Annotated in this window: 13 protein-coding genes; 11 read left to right on the top strand and 2 right to left on the bottom strand. The window is 46.9% G+C overall.

The genetic code is table 11. From position 1 onward, the window contains the following. The first annotated feature begins 142 nt into the window (after nucleotides 1-142). The 6 genes from AC58QD_RS08025 to AC58QD_RS08000 all read left to right on the top strand — a co-directional run bounded on the left by AC58QD_RS08025 (nucleotide 143) and on the right by AC58QD_RS08000 (nucleotide 5,971). On the top strand, nucleotides 143-1,219 hold the full coding sequence (locus AC58QD_RS08025; protein WP_497332170.1) for an NAD(P)H-dependent flavin oxidoreductase: 1,077 nt from the start codon (nucleotides 143-145) through the stop codon (nucleotides 1,217-1,219). Nucleotides 1,220-1,456: 237 nt separating this feature from the next. Further along, on the top strand, nucleotides 1,457-2,056 hold the full coding sequence (locus AC58QD_RS08020) for a pentapeptide repeat-containing protein (protein ID WP_497331839.1): 600 nt from the start codon (nucleotides 1,457-1,459) through the stop codon (nucleotides 2,054-2,056). Nucleotides 2,057-2,163: 107 nt separating this feature from the next. Next, a complete protein-coding gene (locus tag AC58QD_RS08015) occupies nucleotides 2,164-2,661 on the top strand; it encodes a DinB family protein (RefSeq protein WP_497331837.1) in 498 nt (165 codons plus the stop codon). Between the two features lie 21 nt (nucleotides 2,662-2,682). Then, nucleotides 2,683-3,240, top strand: a complete 558-nt coding sequence (locus tag AC58QD_RS08010; protein WP_497331835.1) for a DUF1697 domain-containing protein — start codon at nucleotides 2,683-2,685, stop codon at nucleotides 3,238-3,240. A gap of 58 nt (nucleotides 3,241-3,298) precedes the next feature. Continuing rightward, the gene (locus tag AC58QD_RS08005) at nucleotides 3,299-4,840 is read left to right on the top strand and encodes an MDR family MFS transporter (RefSeq protein WP_497331833.1); all 1,542 of its coding nucleotides are present in this window, start codon (nucleotides 3,299-3,301) and stop codon (nucleotides 4,838-4,840) included. A 123-nt stretch (nucleotides 4,841-4,963) separates the two neighbouring features. After that, nucleotides 4,964-5,971, top strand: a complete 1,008-nt coding sequence (locus AC58QD_RS08000) for a hydroxyacid dehydrogenase (RefSeq protein WP_497331831.1) — start codon at nucleotides 4,964-4,966, stop codon at nucleotides 5,969-5,971. A gap of 512 nt (nucleotides 5,972-6,483) precedes the next feature. On the opposite strand, the gene AC58QD_RS07995 is transcribed toward AC58QD_RS08000, so the two are convergent. Beyond that, complete coding sequence (locus tag AC58QD_RS07995) at nucleotides 6,484-7,284, bottom strand: sugar phosphate isomerase/epimerase family protein (protein WP_497331829.1); 801 nt, start codon at nucleotides 7,282-7,284, stop codon at nucleotides 6,484-6,486. A gap of 103 nt (nucleotides 7,285-7,387) precedes the next feature. Continuing rightward, on the bottom strand, nucleotides 7,388-9,634 hold the full coding sequence (locus tag AC58QD_RS07990; RefSeq protein ID WP_497331827.1) for a helix-turn-helix domain-containing protein: 2,247 nt from the start codon (nucleotides 9,632-9,634) through the stop codon (nucleotides 7,388-7,390). A 211-nt stretch (nucleotides 9,635-9,845) separates the two neighbouring features. Between AC58QD_RS07990 and AC58QD_RS07985 the strand changes: the two genes are divergently transcribed. The 5 genes from AC58QD_RS07985 (at nucleotide 9,846) to AC58QD_RS07965 (ending at nucleotide 16,372) form a co-directional block, all read left to right on the top strand. After that, nucleotides 9,846-10,808 (top strand): ABC transporter permease, encoded by a 963-nt coding sequence (locus AC58QD_RS07985; protein WP_497331825.1) that lies wholly within the window; start codon nucleotides 9,846-9,848, stop codon nucleotides 10,806-10,808. A gap of 15 nt (nucleotides 10,809-10,823) precedes the next feature. Continuing rightward, nucleotides 10,824-11,708, top strand: a complete 885-nt coding sequence (locus AC58QD_RS07980; RefSeq protein WP_497331823.1) for a carbohydrate ABC transporter permease — start codon at nucleotides 10,824-10,826, stop codon at nucleotides 11,706-11,708. Between the two features lie 110 nt (nucleotides 11,709-11,818). Continuing rightward, entirely contained in the window at nucleotides 11,819-13,450 is a 1,632-nt protein-coding gene (locus AC58QD_RS07975; RefSeq protein ID WP_497331821.1) for an extracellular solute-binding protein, read from the top strand. 76 nt (nucleotides 13,451-13,526) lie between these two features. Then, a complete protein-coding gene (locus tag AC58QD_RS07970; protein ID WP_497331819.1) occupies nucleotides 13,527-14,528 on the top strand; it encodes a ComEC/Rec2 family competence protein in 1,002 nt (333 codons plus the stop codon). Continuing rightward, the gene (locus tag AC58QD_RS07965; RefSeq protein WP_497331817.1) at nucleotides 14,528-16,372 is read left to right on the top strand and encodes a right-handed parallel beta-helix repeat-containing protein; all 1,845 of its coding nucleotides are present in this window, start codon (nucleotides 14,528-14,530) and stop codon (nucleotides 16,370-16,372) included. Before AC58QD_RS07970 ends, AC58QD_RS07965 begins: the two co-directional genes overlap by 1 nt. The last annotated feature ends 41 nt before the right edge of the window (nucleotides 16,373-16,413 follow it).

Here is a 16,413-nt window from a genome sequence, read left to right as displayed (position 1 = left end):
ATTATCCCATGAAAGCGCTTATATCATGCTATAGATGTTGACTTTTACCCGTCAAATTTTTACTTCTTTATATAGAAATTCTGATTTTTTTTGCATTAAGAAGTATGATATAGAGATAGATTCTACAAAGGAGGACACAATGATGGGCATCCTGCTGGAAACCGATCTTTGTCGTTTGTTTCAAATTCGTTATCCAATCTTCCTGGCCGGGATGGCAGGCGGGCCGTCAACGGTCAATCTGGTTGCAGCAGTGTCTCGCGCAGGGGGACTCGGGACATTGGGAGCCGCCTATATGGAGCCGGCTTCGATCCGGGAAGCGATCCAGGGGATTCGTCAACTGACGAATGCACCGTTCGCGGTAAATCTTTTTATGCCCCAGGCTGCTGACCCTAATATCAGAAACGCGGAAGCAGCACGAGAGCTGAATCGGGTGCGGGACGTGCTTGGAATTCCCCAAGCGGCAGAAGGGCTCGTGACCACTCCGGATTATTTCCGGGAACAGTTTGCAGTATTAGTAGAAGAAAAGGTGTCCGTCATCAGTACTGCATTTGGCGTTCTTCCAGAACCGCTGATGCGACAAGCCAAATCGGCTGGTATTCGAATTGTAGCGATGGTGACTACTGTGCGTGAAGCTCTCTTGGCTGAGCAGGCCGGTTGTGATGCGATTGTTGCTCAAGGAAGTGAAGCAGGCGGCCATCGAGGGACGTTCGACATTTCCGGGCACCCCATGGGCGCAAACGTCGGCACACTTGCATTGGTGCCTCAAGTCGTTGACCAAGTGAAGATTCCGGTCGTTGCCGCTGGCGGCATTATGGATGGACGCGGGCTTGTCGCCGCCCTGGCCTTAGGAGCTCAAGGGGTGCAGATGGGGACACGTTTCCTGACAGCCATCCAATCTGGAGCACATGTCTCCTACAAGCAGGCTCTGTTGGAAAGTACGGAAGAAAGCACAGTCTTAACCAAAGCTTTCTCAGGTCGACCGGCAAGAGGAGTGCGTAATCGATTTATTAGGGAATGGGATGCAAGCGGCGCTCACCCTCTTCCTTTTCCGACGCAGAATACAATGACCCGTGATATCAGGAATGTCGCAGCAAGGCAGAATAACACGGACTATATGTCATTGTGGGCGGGACAAGGTACAAGACTGCTGACTTCCGGACAGGATGCGGAGGAGATTGTGGCCGAGACGATCCGACAAGCCCGCTCGATACTGTCATAAATTCAATAGCACACCGCTTACAGATAAGCCATGTTACTACTGTCTATTTGTGCCATTTCATCACTTACGCACGAAGTAGCCAATCCGACTATCCCTTATTTCCGCATCGTGAACGGATTATCCTCAAAACCTGGCTAATAACCAATAGTAGGACTTGCTATCTCAGAAAAAGTCGTCTTCCCCGCTCCAATAACCTATACAATCACTGGCTAACTGATCCCCATGGAGTATGCGGACATGCGGAAGGAAGGCTATGATGAGGAGGAGGCCTATGAGAAAACGATTGATTCCATTGGTGAAATCTCAGACCTTATCGAAGGTATGAACGCTAGCACCCGGAAATTACATCAAATCATCGGCATGGATTTCTCCAAAAGCAATTTACAGAATACAGACTTCACTTCCATTTCGGTGCATGACGGTAAATTTAACTATAGTAACTTGCAAGGCTCGAATTTCAGCTACTCTGATTTGACGAACAGCTCTTTTAAATGCAGTAATCTGGATAATGCGATCTTCCAAAACGTGAACCTGACAGGAGCACTGATGTCGAAGTCGAGTCTGAGGGGCGCCTCCTTCCAAAATTGTGTGTTCGACAACGTTCAATTCAAATGGTCCGATTTATCCGGGATCTGCTTCGACAACCAGACCTTTAACGGAGCGAACTTCGACTACAGCTCTCTCAAAAAAACTTCCTTCTGCAATGCCACATTCAAGCACTGCTCCTTCAAAAGTGAAGTGAAAAAAGCGATCTTCGACGGTGCGACTATGGATAAACTGACTTATTTGCTGCTGAAAGCGTATAACGCGGATCTCGGGCGTGTAACCGTAATTTAATGAACTTAATTAATTTTCACTGACTAATTCTGTCAGTCATCCTTGTGTATGATGAAGGCTGATGTTGGATGAAGCTTGTCATTTGCATGAAGGAGGAACAACAGAAGATGATCTACAAAATTCAAGATTTCGTTACCGAATGGACCAAGGAATCAGAGGCCACTCAGAAATTAATGGATCTGCTTACGGATACATCGCTAGAGCAAGCCATTACACCGAATCACCGGAAACTCGGGCAAATTGCTTGGCATTTGGTGTCGGTCATTAGCAGTATGTCAGGTGAGGAGCTTGTTTTTGACAAGATGAAAGGGGAGGAATTAGCGCCTGCTTCAGCAACAACGATAGCCCAAGAATACAATCGGTTGTCCCAAGCTGTACGGCATGCCGTGCAGAGCCAATGGACCGATGAGTACTTGCTGCAAGGCGTACCTGCATTTGGCGAAGGATGGACGAACGGGGCGTCACTCCGATTGTTAATCCAACACGAGATTCATCACCGTGGGCAAATGTCGGTCTTGATGCGTCAAGCTGGACTGAACATTGCAGGTGTATACGGGCCGACACGTGAAGAATGGATTGAACAAGGCGTTCAGCCCTATATTTAAAATTGAGATGAGGTTCGAAGGATGAGTCTATATGTAGCACTACTCAGAGGTATTAATGTAGGCGGACATAAGAAGATCAAGATGGCGGATTTGAAGCAGATGTTCGAGGAAATGGGATTCGAGCGCGTGCAGACGTTCATTCAGAGCGGCAATGTGCTATTCCTGTCCAAGGATAAAGCGAAGAAGCTGCGCCATCAGCTAGAGAAGCAGATCGAGGCGGTGTTCGGTTACGAGGTCACCGTTGTCCTGAGAACGATTGAGGAGATGGAGCGTATTGTCGCGGACTGTCCTTACGATGCGTCGGAGCTCAAGGAAGGGGAAAATATTTATTTCTCTCTACTGGCGGAAGAACCGACCCCAGACGCTAAGGAACGATTGCTTGCTTGCAAAAGTGACGTTGATGATTTCCACTGCACGGATACAGAGGTATATATTTATGCCCGTAAAAGTATCAGGGAATCGATATTCTCGAACAATTTTCTCGAGGCTAAGGTAGGCGTGCCGGCAACGACGCGTAATTGGAACACGATGAATAAGCTCCTTGATCTGGGGAGGGCGGCGCAGAAGGATACGAAATGAGTACTTAGAGTCAATTTGAAGTAAAACCACATGAATCATAAATAAGGGAGATCAGGTTATGGCAACAACAACGAAAAACAACCATATCGGTATCGTTATTGCAGGATTGCTGCTGAGCATTCTGATGGCATCTATGGATAATACGATCGTAGCGACGGCCATGGGCACGATTGTAGGGGAGCTGGGAGGCTTCGACAAGTTCGTCTGGGTTACTTCAGCCTATATGGTCGCCGAGATGGCAGGGATGCCGATCTTCGGTAAATTATCCGATATGTATGGGCGTAAACGGTTCTTCATATTCGGAATTCTGGTGTTTATGTTGGGCTCGATTCTGTGTGGAACTGCTAACACCATCATCGAGCTTAGTATATATCGAGCCATACAAGGGATTGGCGGCGGCGCATTGATCCCGATTGCATTCACAATCATGTTCGATTCGGTTCCCCTCGAGAAACGAGGCAAGTTAGGCGGGTTATTCGGAGCGGTATTCGGAATGTCCAGTATATTCGGGCCTTTGCTCGGTGCTTATATTACGGACTACATCGGTTGGGAGTGGGTATTCTATATCAATTTGCCTATTGGTATCGTTGCCTTTATTATGATAGCTTTCTACTACAAAGAAACACATGAGCATTCCAAGCAAAAGATCGATTGGATTGGTGCATTCACGCTAGTTGGCGCAGTAGTTTGCCTAATGTTCGCACTCGAGCTCGGGGGCAAGGAGTATGCCTGGGATTCTATTAACATCTTGGGATTGTTTGCTGGCTTTGTCGTGCTTACGATTATATTCCTCGTCACTGAGACGAAGGTGGCAGAGCCGATCATTTCCTATGCCATGTTCAGGAAAAAGATTTATTCGTCCAGTAACCTTATGGCCATGTTCAGCGGAGCGGCGTTCATTACAGCTTCTATCTATATTCCGATCTTCATTCAGGGGGTTCTCGGAGGCTCGGCTACGAATTCCGGCCTTGTGCTGCTGCCTATGATGCTGGCATCGGTAGTTACCGCAACATTGGGCGGATTCCTGATGACGAAGATCAAGTACCGATCGATAATGATTCCTACATTATTCTTACTCGTGATTGGAGTAGCGTTGCTAACCACTTTGTCTACAGATTCATCACGGTTGATCGTTACGATCTATATGGTACTAATCGGTCTTGGCATTGGGGCTTCCTTCTCGGTGTTAAGCAATGCAGCTATACATGCTTTCTCGGCAAGACAACGGGGGTCAGCGAGTTCCACGCTCAATTTCTTGCGCTCGCTGGGCATGACCATCGGAATTACCGTATTCGGTATTATTCAGAGCCATGTGTTCAGCAGAAAATTGGTAGACACCTTTGCGGGATCCGGCAATCAAGCGCCCTCAGGAGATTTACTCAGTGATCCGCACTTATTGCTTCAACCAGAGACCCGTGCAACGATATCGGCACCGGTGTTAGACAAGATTACCGAAGCGTTGTCCTCTTCCATTGTGCAGACCTTTGCTTGGGGCATCATTCCTGCTGTTCTTGCCTTGGCTGCTGCTTTCTTCATGGGGGGCGACAAGCTGGAAGTCACAGAGGGCGGGGATCACGAGGAGCACGCGGCATCGCATTAATTTGAAGAATTCGCAAACGAAATGCAAGTATTAAGTACTAGGAATTTATCTGGGCTTCCTGTATCATATAATCCATCTGAGGGATTCGGATGGATTATATTGATTTATAGGGGTGAAGGGAAATTGAAAAAGAAAGCGATATTCCTGGCTCAAGATAACAATACGATGATAAGCAAGGTTTTTGACGAACAATCGATTGCGAGGTTGAATGAATTAGTCGACCTGAATCCGTTACATATTAATGAGGGCAATGTGGAGCTTTATCAAGAATCACTCGGAGACGTAGAGATTGCTTTTTCCACATGGGGGATTCCGCAGCTCACAGAAGAACAGGTTAGACAGTACTTGCCTAATCTGAAGATTGTGTTCTACGGTGCTGGGTCGGTTCAATCCTTCGCCAGAACGTATTTGAGTCAAGATATTCAAGTCGTCAGCTCATGGGCAGCTAATGCCATTCCAGTAGCAGAGTATACGGTTGCTCAGATAATGCTAGCAAGCAAGGGATTCTTCCATGCCTCAAGGGTGTATAAAATCGATTATCCTCAGTCTAGAGCTTTGACCCAACACTACACCGGGAATTATAACAATGTGGTGGGCATTCTAGGCGCAGGCATGATAGGCAGGAAAGTAATCGAGCTTTTGCGTAACTTTAACATCAAAGTGAAAGTATTCGATCCGTACCTTCCAGATGAGAGGGCATTGGAGCTTGGTGTACAAAAGACGGATTTGATTGATATTTTCTCCACTTGTGAGACGATCTCCAATCACCTGGCGAATTTGCCAACAACGGTGGGCATTCTGAACAAAGAGCATTTCAACTGTATGCTTCCGCATGCTACGTTTATCAACACAGGCCGTGGTGCCCAAGTAGTAGAAGCTGATCTGATCCAAGCGATGCGTGATCAGCCTATGCGAACCGCTTTGCTTGATGTGACATTCCCGGAGCCTGTCCAGGCGGACAGCGAGTTTCTGAAGCTGGACAATGTGATTCTAACCCCGCATATTGCGGGAAGTATGAATAATGAAGTAGCTCGCATGGGTGTCTATGCGGTGGACGAGTGCGAGAGATACTTGCAAGGCGAGACTCTCTTGTATAGGGTGACGGAGCAAATGTTGGCCAGCATGGCTTGATTGTTAGATCAGATAGCAAGTGCTCTTATAGGTTATTAGGGCGGAAAAGACGGCTTTTTCTGGGATAGCAAGTTTTACTATTGATTATTGGCCTGTTTTTGAAGTTAATCGGTTCACAATGCGGAAATAGAGGATAGTCAGGTTGGCTAATTCGTGCATACGTGATGAAATGTCCCAAATAGACAGTAGTAACATGGCTTATATGTAAGCGGCGAACCACGAGTATAGAATTGAGGATGTGCGTCCAGCAAAACTGGAGGCGGAGCATATAGAGACGTAACTCTTTAATCCAAAGTCGAATAGAAGGGCAGGGAGGTGGAGCGGAGAAACGAAGTGGTTGCCTTTGTGGTGGGGTTCCTACCTCTAAATATCATAATCAAGGGAACCCTAGCACAACAGCAATCGTAGCCCACCTTCCTGCCCTCCCGCGCGCACAACTAAACTCGGGTCGCAAGGACCGCTAGAGTGATCCTCTCTAGCGGTTTTTCTTATTCAGTACCCACAGAATTCGTCTAGGGCCTTCGATTGAGCCGCTGCAGAAGAAGAGCTGCATCAGAACGAAGTCTGGAAGGATCCGTTCCAGGGGCGTATTCCAGAATCATCTGGCAATCGCGCATCGAACTCAGAACTTCATAAATCGGTCCCCATTCTATAGAGCCGTTACCGATGGGCAGATGCTCGTCGGAGCTTCCGAAATTATCATGCAGGTGTACGGATCCTAGTCTGGGGGCTGCTTTCTGGAGCAGAGCTGGAATATTCCAACCATTAAGGTGAGCATGACCCGTGTCTACCAAATAGACAGCCGCATCGTCCAACTGCTGGACGAACCTCACATATTCATCCTCCGTAAAAAGCGAACTGCCGTGATAACCTACATTCTCCACAGCCAATTGAATCCCAAGCGGAGAAGCGATCCGGCATAACCTGTTTACGGCATCTTCGGCACGAGCGATCGCTGTTTGTTTACTAAAAGCCGGCGAAAAGCAAAAGCCGGGATGAATCACGACATGCTTGGCACCGATGCGGTGGGCAAACAGAATCGATTTGCGGTATTCATCGAATGAAGCATCGCGTATGGCTTGATTTTCACTTGACAGATTCGTATCCCATGCCGGTGGATGCACGGAATAAGAGACGCCGGCATTCAGGAGGTAGGGGATTACTCTGTCCATAGTGCCTTGCGAATCGTCCCATGCCTCCCCGTCCAGCAGAAGCTCGATATGCTTCGCTCCTTCACTAATCAGGGTTTCCACATTTTCTTCCACTGGCTTGCCCAATAACAGCAAATCTGAGTAACTGATCGTCCACTCCATTGAAACGTCCCCCATTCTTGGCATGCGATATACGAGATTGTATAAAACATGATTATCCTACTTCTGAACAAGGCGTCTGGCAATAGACACTTTTTAATGTTGTTTACAAACGTTTTGTTTTCCGATATTCACCTGGCGGGACGCCGGTTATTTTCTTGAACATTCGTATAAAAGAAGTCACGTTCTGGTAACCGATCTGAAGACTGATTTCTTGCACATTGAGATTATCGTCCGCAAGCAGCTCCTTCGCTTTGCGAATTCGGATGGCATTCAAGTGCTCGCTGAAGTTGGTGCCGGTTTTCTCTTTAATGTAAACAGACAAGTAGGCAACGGATAAATTCAGCTTATTGGCAAGCAGGTCAAGAGACAGATCGTCCGCATAACGGTTTTCTAAATAGTGCAAGATGAACGAAATCGTAGGATCTTGTTCTTCTTTGATCGTTATGATGATTGTAGCGGCTGTGGAGAACAGATGATCATAGAACTGTTTGAACTGGTCCAACATATAGCATTCTTCCATGAGCTCCATATAGCGCTGCTGCATCGTTGATTCCGCGTCGACTCCGTATGGAACCAATATTTTTACTACCCTTGCGATGATTCCAATGGCCAACTGCCGCAGCTGTTGGATGCTTGCTTCCTTTTTGTCGAACTGATCAAGCATCCGATTCAAGAATAAAGTGCAGAAAGCATGGTTTCCCGCTTGTAAATTCGCATATAGCTCCTGCTCCTGCAACACGGTGAACACCAGCTGAGGGGGAATATTGCGGCGTTCCCGAATTACTTGTATTTCATTTATAGGCCTTGCTCGCTGCGCCATCTCCAGAACTTCACGATAGGTATCGTTAAATTCAGAAGAATGCTCATGATCAGGGCTGATGGCGATCGTCACCAGGAAATAAGCATTATCGCGGTCTAACACCTTTTTTAGCATCTCGAGCGCCTGTTCCAGGTCTAAGCCGATTTTTCTACCGCGGATAAGAGACAAAATTTGGTTATTTTCGATTTGAAACGTATGGGTGTTAGGAATATACTCGTTCATGACGGTATTGATATACTCCAGAATATAATAAGCCATTCGGTCGGTGTTCATCTGATTGTTCTCAATCGATAGAGTCTTGAAATGCAGCTGATACAGCACGATGAAGAACGGTTCGTCCATTTCATCGATATCTTTCCAGTCGTTAATGTTGGACATAATAGCTTTCAATTTATTGATATAACCAAAGTTGGTCAGAAGGGATCGTTTGTCGATCAGATCCTTGTGGATGGCCTCCTTCTCCAGCATCAAATCCCGAATGTTCTGATGGATCACGTCGAACTCGTGAATGGTGCTTTTCAGCTTGCCCGAATCTCTGCGTAAAAGCAAAGATACCATATCTTTGACAGGCCGATTGATGTGGCGGCTGAAGAATAAAGAAGCAATGATGCCAATGATAATCGATAAAGCAGAGATCAGAAGCAGTGTAAGTGTAGTGTTCCTGACCCTCGATTCGATGTCGGAATAAGGGACGGCTGTTATGTATGTAAGACTTGTATCGGAAGCCGTTTCCTTGAAAAAGTAATAATCACCGGACAAGATATGGTTGGTTCCTTCATTAAATATAGGAATATCTGCTGCTGACATCAGGTTGGACGAACGATACAACAGCGAGCCATCTTCTTTCAGAATCATGAACTGACGGTCGTCCTCCTTGCCATAATAAGCTTCCCGAAGCCGATCAGCATCTAGCAAAGCAATCACCTGATAATTGGAAGCAGGCATCCGGAACGAGAAGGGGATGAGCTGGACATCCAATGAAGAATTCAGAGTGGACACTTTAAATGTATGTTCAGGGTGCAGCTTGTAATTGCTAGGTTGACGAAGGTTGTCCTTCCAGAATGAGAGAGGGTAGTCCTCGCTTACATAGAATCGGGAGAACATCATGTCCGCATCGACGCTTCCTTCTTTTTCAAATACGATGGAAGGCGAGTCGAAATAAATCAACACATTATGGAGGTAAAACATCGGATTGTACGCTTCGGAACGGAGATTTTTCATCAGATCCGCCGCGGTCGAGTACGCTATATCTGCTTGGTTCTTTCTGAGAATTTGGCTGTTGAACGCTACGACGTACTCATCCGAATAAAGATCAAACAGCAAGGTCTTCATCCGTTCGAAGTGGGTTTGATAACGTTCCGCTGTATTGGTCAGCATCAGACGGTTATACTGAATGATTTCTTTTTGTATACCCTTGCCGAATAAATGGATGGATAGCAAATTAAAAGTGGATAACAGCAAAATGATAATTAGAAAGCTGATGAATATTTTGAAAAATAACATTTGCCGGTTTAAGGTAGGCCATTTCAATGAAGGATGCCCCTCTTTCTGGTGACGTAGTGCCTTATACTGATTTCACTTATTCTACATTAACATGACCCTATTAACAAAGTTGCTTTTTTTTATGTAGTTATCATTATTTTGGGTAGGGCAATGATTAGCGAATGAACACAAGAACTGTAAATATCCATTTCTACACCGCCATGCTACGATCTGAAAAGAAAACGAAAGCGGGTGAGAAATGTCGAACTTATCTTCTATGTCCACAGCAGAACCGAATATCAGCCCCAGAACAAAACGTTCGGCAACCGTGAGGCGAATTAAAAAGAACTGGGATTTGTACTTGCTAATCTTACCGGTCATTGCCTTCTTTGTTATATTCGAGTATTTCCCCATGTACGGTGTGCAGATCGCCTTCAAAGACTTTATCGCAACGAAGGGGATTTCGGGAAGCCCATGGGTCGGCTTCAAACACTTTGAGCGCTTTTTTGAAAGCTACTATTTCTGGAGATTGATCAAAAATACGCTCGGCATTGGAGTATACCAATTGTTGGTTGGCTTCCCGGTGCCGATTGCTCTTGCCCTCCTAATCAACGAGGTGCGTTCAAAGAGGTTTAGCCGTTTCGTACAAACCGTTACTTATGCGCCGCACTTTTTGTCCACAGTAGTTATGGTAGGGATGATCTTCATTTTCCTCTCGCCTCAAACCGGAATATTGAATGGACTGATCACCTGGTTGTGGGGAGCTCCAATCAATTTCCTTACGGAGCCGGCTTGGTTCAAAAGTATATATGTGGGGTCAGGTGTATGGCAGCAAATGGGATGGAGCTCCATCATCTATCTGGCCGCATTAACTGGAATCGATCAGCAGCTTCATGAAGCGGCCAGGGTCGACGGAGCGAGTCGCTGGCAACGCATTTGGCATATCAATTTGCCGGGCATTATGCCTACGATAACGATCTTGCTCATCTTGAATATGGGTTCCTTGCTCAGTGTTGGCTTCGAGAAGGTGTTCTTGATGCAGAATTCGCTTAATATGTCTGCATCTGATATTATATCGACTCATGTATACCGCAAAGGGATCATCGATGGCCAATACAGTTACTCCGCAGCCGTAGGGTTGTTCAATTCCGTCATCAATTTCACTTTACTTGTAATCGTCAATCGAATTGCCCGTAAAGTAAATGATACAAGTTTATGGTAGGAGGTCAGGGGCAGCATGAAGCATCATAGCAACAGCGAAAAAGTATTTGACTGGATGGTCCATGCGATATTAGCGGTTATTTGCATCATTGTATTATATCCGTTAGTGTTCGTACTGGCGGCATCCATTAGCAGTCCCGAAAAGGTCATGCTTGGCGAGGTTTGGCTTTGGCCCAAACAACTTACGTTAGTCGGATACTATAAAGTTTTTCAAAATAGCGAAATCTTAACCGGGTATATGAACACGATTGTTTATACCATAGTCGGGACCACCATTAATCTGGCTATGTCGATCGCAGCTGCGTATCCTCTTTCTCGAAGAGATTTTTATGGCCGCAATCTTATTGCCGCTTTTATGGTATTTACGATGTTTTTCAGCGGAGGCATGGTTCCGACCTACCTATTGGTCAAAGATTTAGGGATGCTTAACTCGATGTGGGCGCTTATTATTCCGGGAGCTGTTTCCGTATTTAATATATTAATTATGCGAACTTTTTTTCAAACCGGCATTCCGCACGAGATGCAAGAAGCCGCTTCGATCGATGGTTGTTCGAATTTGGGTACGCTTGTGAGAATTGTGCTGCCGCTATCGATGCCCATTATAGCGGTCATGATCCTGTTCTACAGTGTTGGGCATTGGAACGCCTATTTCAGCGCTCTCATTTATTTGACGGATCGCGAACTATACCCGTTGCAGCTGTTCTTGCGTGAAATCCTGATTCAGGGACAAATGCAGGAGATGCTGGGTGTTGGTGACGACACGAATGCCAGGGTCATGATGGAAGGCGAAGCCATCAAGTACGCAGTCGTAATCGTAGCTAATTTACCGGTATTCCTGCTCTATCCGTTCCTTCAGAAGTATTTTGTCAAGGGTGTTATGATCGGTGCGGTCAAAGGGTGAAGAGCTGTCGTGAACAAGAGACAGGAATCCTGTAATTTATGAGCTAAGCTATGAAGGTACGCCTTTTAGCCAATAGATACAAAGGGAAATAAGGGAGGAAGAAAAAGTCTATGAAAAGAAAAAGCTGGGTGTCTCTGACAGTGGTGGCTGCCATGGCAGGAAGTCTATTGTCGGCTTGTAGTGGAGGATCGGGAGGTGCATCGGAGAATCCAACCAAGCCAGCCGATGCCAAGGAAGTTGCTAACTTAAACAAAACGGGCATGCCGATCGTGAAAGAGCCCATTTCGCTCACCTTTTTCACGGGTAAAGCTGCGACCAATGGCAACAACTTCGAAGAAACGCTAGTCTGGAAAGAATACGCGAAAATGACGAATGTTAACGTCAAATTCCAGCTCGTCCCTTTTGAGAATTTAACCGAGAAACGCAATCTGGCACTCGCAGGCGGGGATTATCCGGACGCTTTTTACTCCTCTAGAGTATCTTCCGCGGATTTAGCGAAATACGGCGCTCAGGGAACCTTCGTCAAGCTGAACAACCTGATCGACAATTATGCGCCCAATTTCAAGAAGCTGATGGAGAAATACCCAGACTTGAAAAAAGGGCTGACCATGCCTGACGGCGGCATCTATTCATTCCCGTCCTTTTACAGTCCGGACTTCCTTCCTATGCTCATCGGAACTCCGCTATGGGTTAAGCAGGAATGGCTGGAGAAGCTCAAAATGAAGGAACCAACGACAACCGAGGAATTGTATCAATATTTGAAGGCCGTCAAAAATACCGATTTGAATGGGAATGGTCAGGCGGACGAAATCCCTTACGCTGGAGAGGGCATTAATCCATTTATTGAACAAATAAGAGGGGCATGGGGCTTCGGGAACCGCGGGTTGGGCCACAAATTCGTCGATGTCGATCCCAAAACGAATGAGCTGCGCTTCTTCCGGACGGATCCGAAATACAAAGAGGTCATCGAGTACGTGCGTAAGCTATACACAGAAGGCTTAATCGATAAGGAAATTTTCACGGTTAAGACAGCTGCCCTGTACGCAAAAGGTCAGAAGGGAGTCTTTGGCTCGACGATCAATCCGAATCCGATGACCCAGATGGCCCAGCCGGGGTATTTTGGACTCGGAGCCTTAAAGGGGCCGTACGGCGATCAGCTATATACTCATATTAAGGTGCCAGTCGTATGGCCTGGATCATTCGTAATCACAGACAAAAACAAGAACCCTGAAGCGACGATTCGCTGGATCGACCACTTATATGGCGACGAAGGAGCAACGTTCTATTTCATGGGTGTTGAAGGACAAACCTATAGAAAAGCGGCAGACGGCAAGCTGGAATTTGTGGAAGAAATCACGAAGAATCCGAACGGACTGACCATGGACCAGGCGTTGGCGAAGTATATCACTTGGCTCGGCGGAAGTTATCCGGGCTATGTGCAGGAAAAGTATTTCAAAGGCTCCGAGACATTGCCGGAATCGATTGCTGTAGGGAAAAAAGCGGAACAGCATAAAGTCAAAGAGCTGTGGAATGCATTCAACTTTACAGAGCAAGAAACAGAGTTCAGATCGACAGTTGGAAACGATATCCAGAGTTATATCGGTGAGATGGAAGCGAAGTTTATTTCCGGCTCTGCACCGATGTCGGATTGGGATAAATATGTCGCAACGGTTGATAAAATGGGTGTGGATGAATATATAAAAGGCTACAAGCAAGCTTACGATCGCTACAAGAGCAAATAAGGCGAAGCTTGCCGATTCCAGGAGGGCGGCATAGTCGCCCTCCTGCTTATCTTCGGCATAGAAAGGGGGATCCATCATGTTCTTCAATCGCTGGATAGCCATTGCGAAGCTAATGTGCATCGCGGTCGCTCTGTCCTTGCTGCTTATGGCGTGCACGGATAACCAGCCACAGGCTACGCCGGTCGCATTGTCTGATCCGAGTCCGAAGATCGTGCCATCCGTACGTACGGAGCAAATATTCGACAAGGAAGCTGGTAAAGGACAACTGACCATCCGTTATTTTTATTTGGATGGGGATAATTTGATGGGGGACAGCTTCCTGATTGTTTCTCCCGATGGCAAAACGATGCTAGTAGACGCTGGACTGCCGCAAGTCGGACCGCAAGTGGTGGAGTACTTAAATAAGCTTGGGATCGATTCTCTGGACATTGCTCTGAATACGCACCCTCATATTGATCATATCGGGGGATTCGCCACCGTGGCGAAGGAAAAGCTGATCAAGTCATTTTATATGGTGAATTTGCCGTATACGCAATCGTCCGCATACAACAATGCGATTGCTCCTATGGAAGCGAAGAAAGTCCCTATAAAAACGCTTGAGGAGGGAGATGTGTTCCAACTGGGCGAGCATGTGCGATTCGAGGTGCTCAATCCGCCAAAGGCATCTTTGCCCGAAGCGGTGAAGACGTTTTCAGCCCAGGAAATTAACGATTATTCGATGGTGCTCAGGATGACTTATGGCGAACGCTCGTACCTGTTTACCGCTGACATCTACAAACACCGGGAGATTGAGCTTGCCTCTTCTCCTTGGAAAGAGAAGCTGAAGTCAGACATGATGGATATTCCTCATCATGGCAGCGAATCGACCTCCTCATCGGAACAGTTCTTGCAGGCCGTTTCCCCGCAGATCGTCATCATGAGCCAGAACCTGTTTCAAAGCCCGAACCTGCTGGAGCGTCTGGAGAAAAAAGGCGCGAAGGTTTACTCCACAGGCATGCATGGCAATATTATGCTTCGCTCCGACGGTAAGACCATGAACGTAACTACGGAAAAAGATTGGTTAGGGAGGAAACAATAATGTCGAAACATGAACATGAACTGGAACAGGAACATGAGGCACAAGCAACACGTCCTATTAGCAGAAGAAAACTGCTCGCCTCACTGGGTATGACCAGTGTGGCCCTGGCGGCCGGCACCAGCTTATTTCAATCACCTTTCGGTGTTTTTGCCAAATCGGTAACGGAAGATGTATACGGTCCGAAAGACCATCCTGTCTTTTCGACGGAAACATCCTCAGTGAACAACGTTCGTGACTACGGCGCCGTCGGAGATGGCTCAACCGATGATACGGCAGCCATTCAGAACGCATTGAATCAAGCGCTCCAGGCGTCGGGTTCGCATGTACATATCCCTCAAGGCACCTATAAAGTCACCGATACGCTGCGGATTTACCGCCATACACGTCTGACCTTAGATGCAGATGCCAAAATTCTGCGCTGCCATGACCATTCGTTTCTAGTAAATGGGGATAACGGCCCTGGCTTCCCAGGCTACGAAGGGCATGGAGATTTATGGATTGAAGGAGGTGTTTGGGAAGGGAACATCCTCCAATATCCTGATATGTATAATGGATTCGGCTTGGCTAGAGGCAGGAATATCACGATCCGCAACATCGAAATGCGAGACGTCGTTTCCGCTCACGGTGTCGATATGAACGCCTGTGAGAACGTCGTAATCGAAAATTGTCGTTTCCTTGGATATCGGGATAGTACGCCGGATCAATCCAGAGATTATGCGGAAGCGATTCAATTAGCCAATCATACGGCGGAAGGTTTCAGCCAAATGGGAGCGTTCGATGGGACGCCATGCCGCAACATTACGGTCCGTAACTGCTACTTCGGGGCCAGTGGAACACCGGGCACCCAAGCATGGCCTTCAGGTGTCGGCAATCATTACGCTGTGTATGACCTTTACAACTCGAATATCAAAGTCGTTGACAATACTTTTGAAGGGATGACGTTTGCCGGGGTGCGAAGCTTCAAGTTCGCAGAGCTGTTCATCTCGAACAACTTGTTCCTGAACTGCAACAGAGGCGTTATGCTGTCTAATCCGGCAGGGAATACCAATTCATCCAAGGACGCAGCGGGTAACCAGACGGGTCTGCCGCAGTCCAGTAAAAATATTGTAATTTCCGGCAATATATTTAAGGGGACGTTGTCCGACACGATTTATTGCGTAGGATGGCCCAAAACGGCTCTAGTGTATGCCAAAGTGGAGTCGGTTATCATCGCCAACAATGTATTTGATCAGGGATCGTCGAGCAAAAATTGCATCAACCTGCGATGGGTGCATCATGTGAGCATTACCGGCAACTTGTTCCGCAACCAGTATCGGGGAATCTGGATCTCTTACGTAACCAAAGCAACCATCAGTCATAACGTTTTTCAGGATATAACGGTGGAGGCTATGTTCTCTGAAGAACCGGACGCCGATTACAAAAACCGTGGACTCACGGGTGACATTCAGGTGCTCCATAATCAGATCGATCGCTGCGGCAGAACCGGCATCTATATCCAGAGTATGGAGAAGTTTCAGGTCATAGGAAATATCATTCATTCCCCGGCAACCGAAACCCACAATACGCGAAGCGGGATCCTTGTAGCGAATTCGGCTAAAAAAGGGAAGGTGGCAAGTAATCGGATTACAAAAGCTTTGACTGGCAATCAAAACCAATATGGCATTAGCGTTACAAGCACATGCAGCGATGTGCAGGTTGCGGACAACATAGCTGAAGGCATGACGGCCGCCGTGTTAGTTCAAGGTTCAACGAACTTTGACGGAATTTACTTACACAGTCCGAATGGAATGCGGTATAAGATGACCATTGGAAACGACGGCGTTGCCATGTATAGTCCCGCTTAAGCGTTTGAAGCAAGTAAAAAAGGGTCTCCTTTGAATTGAAG

Source organism: Paenibacillus sp. J2R1T-4 (assembly GCF_059692235.1).
The sequence above is the reverse complement of the archived record's forward strand: the minus strand, read 5'-3'. Positions and strand labels throughout refer to the sequence as shown.

Bases quoted from the DNA above. Each gene is read 5' to 3' on its own strand.
- AC58QD_RS07965 (WP_497331817.1), top strand. From the start codon at position 14,528: ATGTCGAAACATGAACATGAACTGGAACAGGAACATGAGGCACAAGCA.
- AC58QD_RS08010 (WP_497331835.1), top strand. From the start codon at position 2,683: ATGAGTCTATATGTAGCACTACTCAGAGGTATTAATGTAGGCGGACAT.
- AC58QD_RS07980 (WP_497331823.1), top strand. From the start codon at position 10,824: ATGAAGCATCATAGCAACAGCGAAAAAGTATTTGACTGGATGGTCCAT.
- AC58QD_RS08025 (WP_497332170.1), top strand. From the start codon at position 143: ATGGGCATCCTGCTGGAAACCGATCTTTGTCGTTTGTTTCAAATTCGT.
- AC58QD_RS07975 (WP_497331821.1), top strand. From the start codon at position 11,819: ATGAAAAGAAAAAGCTGGGTGTCTCTGACAGTGGTGGCTGCCATGGCA.
- AC58QD_RS07970 (WP_497331819.1), top strand. From the start codon at position 13,527: ATGTTCTTCAATCGCTGGATAGCCATTGCGAAGCTAATGTGCATCGCG.
- AC58QD_RS08005 (WP_497331833.1), top strand. From the start codon at position 3,299: ATGGCAACAACAACGAAAAACAACCATATCGGTATCGTTATTGCAGGA.
- AC58QD_RS08015 (WP_497331837.1), top strand. From the start codon at position 2,164: ATGATCTACAAAATTCAAGATTTCGTTACCGAATGGACCAAGGAATCA.
- AC58QD_RS07985 (WP_497331825.1), top strand. From the start codon at position 9,846: ATGTCGAACTTATCTTCTATGTCCACAGCAGAACCGAATATCAGCCCC.
- AC58QD_RS08020 (WP_497331839.1), top strand. From the start codon at position 1,457: ATGCGGAAGGAAGGCTATGATGAGGAGGAGGCCTATGAGAAAACGATT.
- AC58QD_RS07995 (WP_497331829.1), bottom strand. From the start codon at position 7,284: ATGGAGTGGACGATCAGTTACTCAGATTTGCTGTTATTGGGCAAGCCA.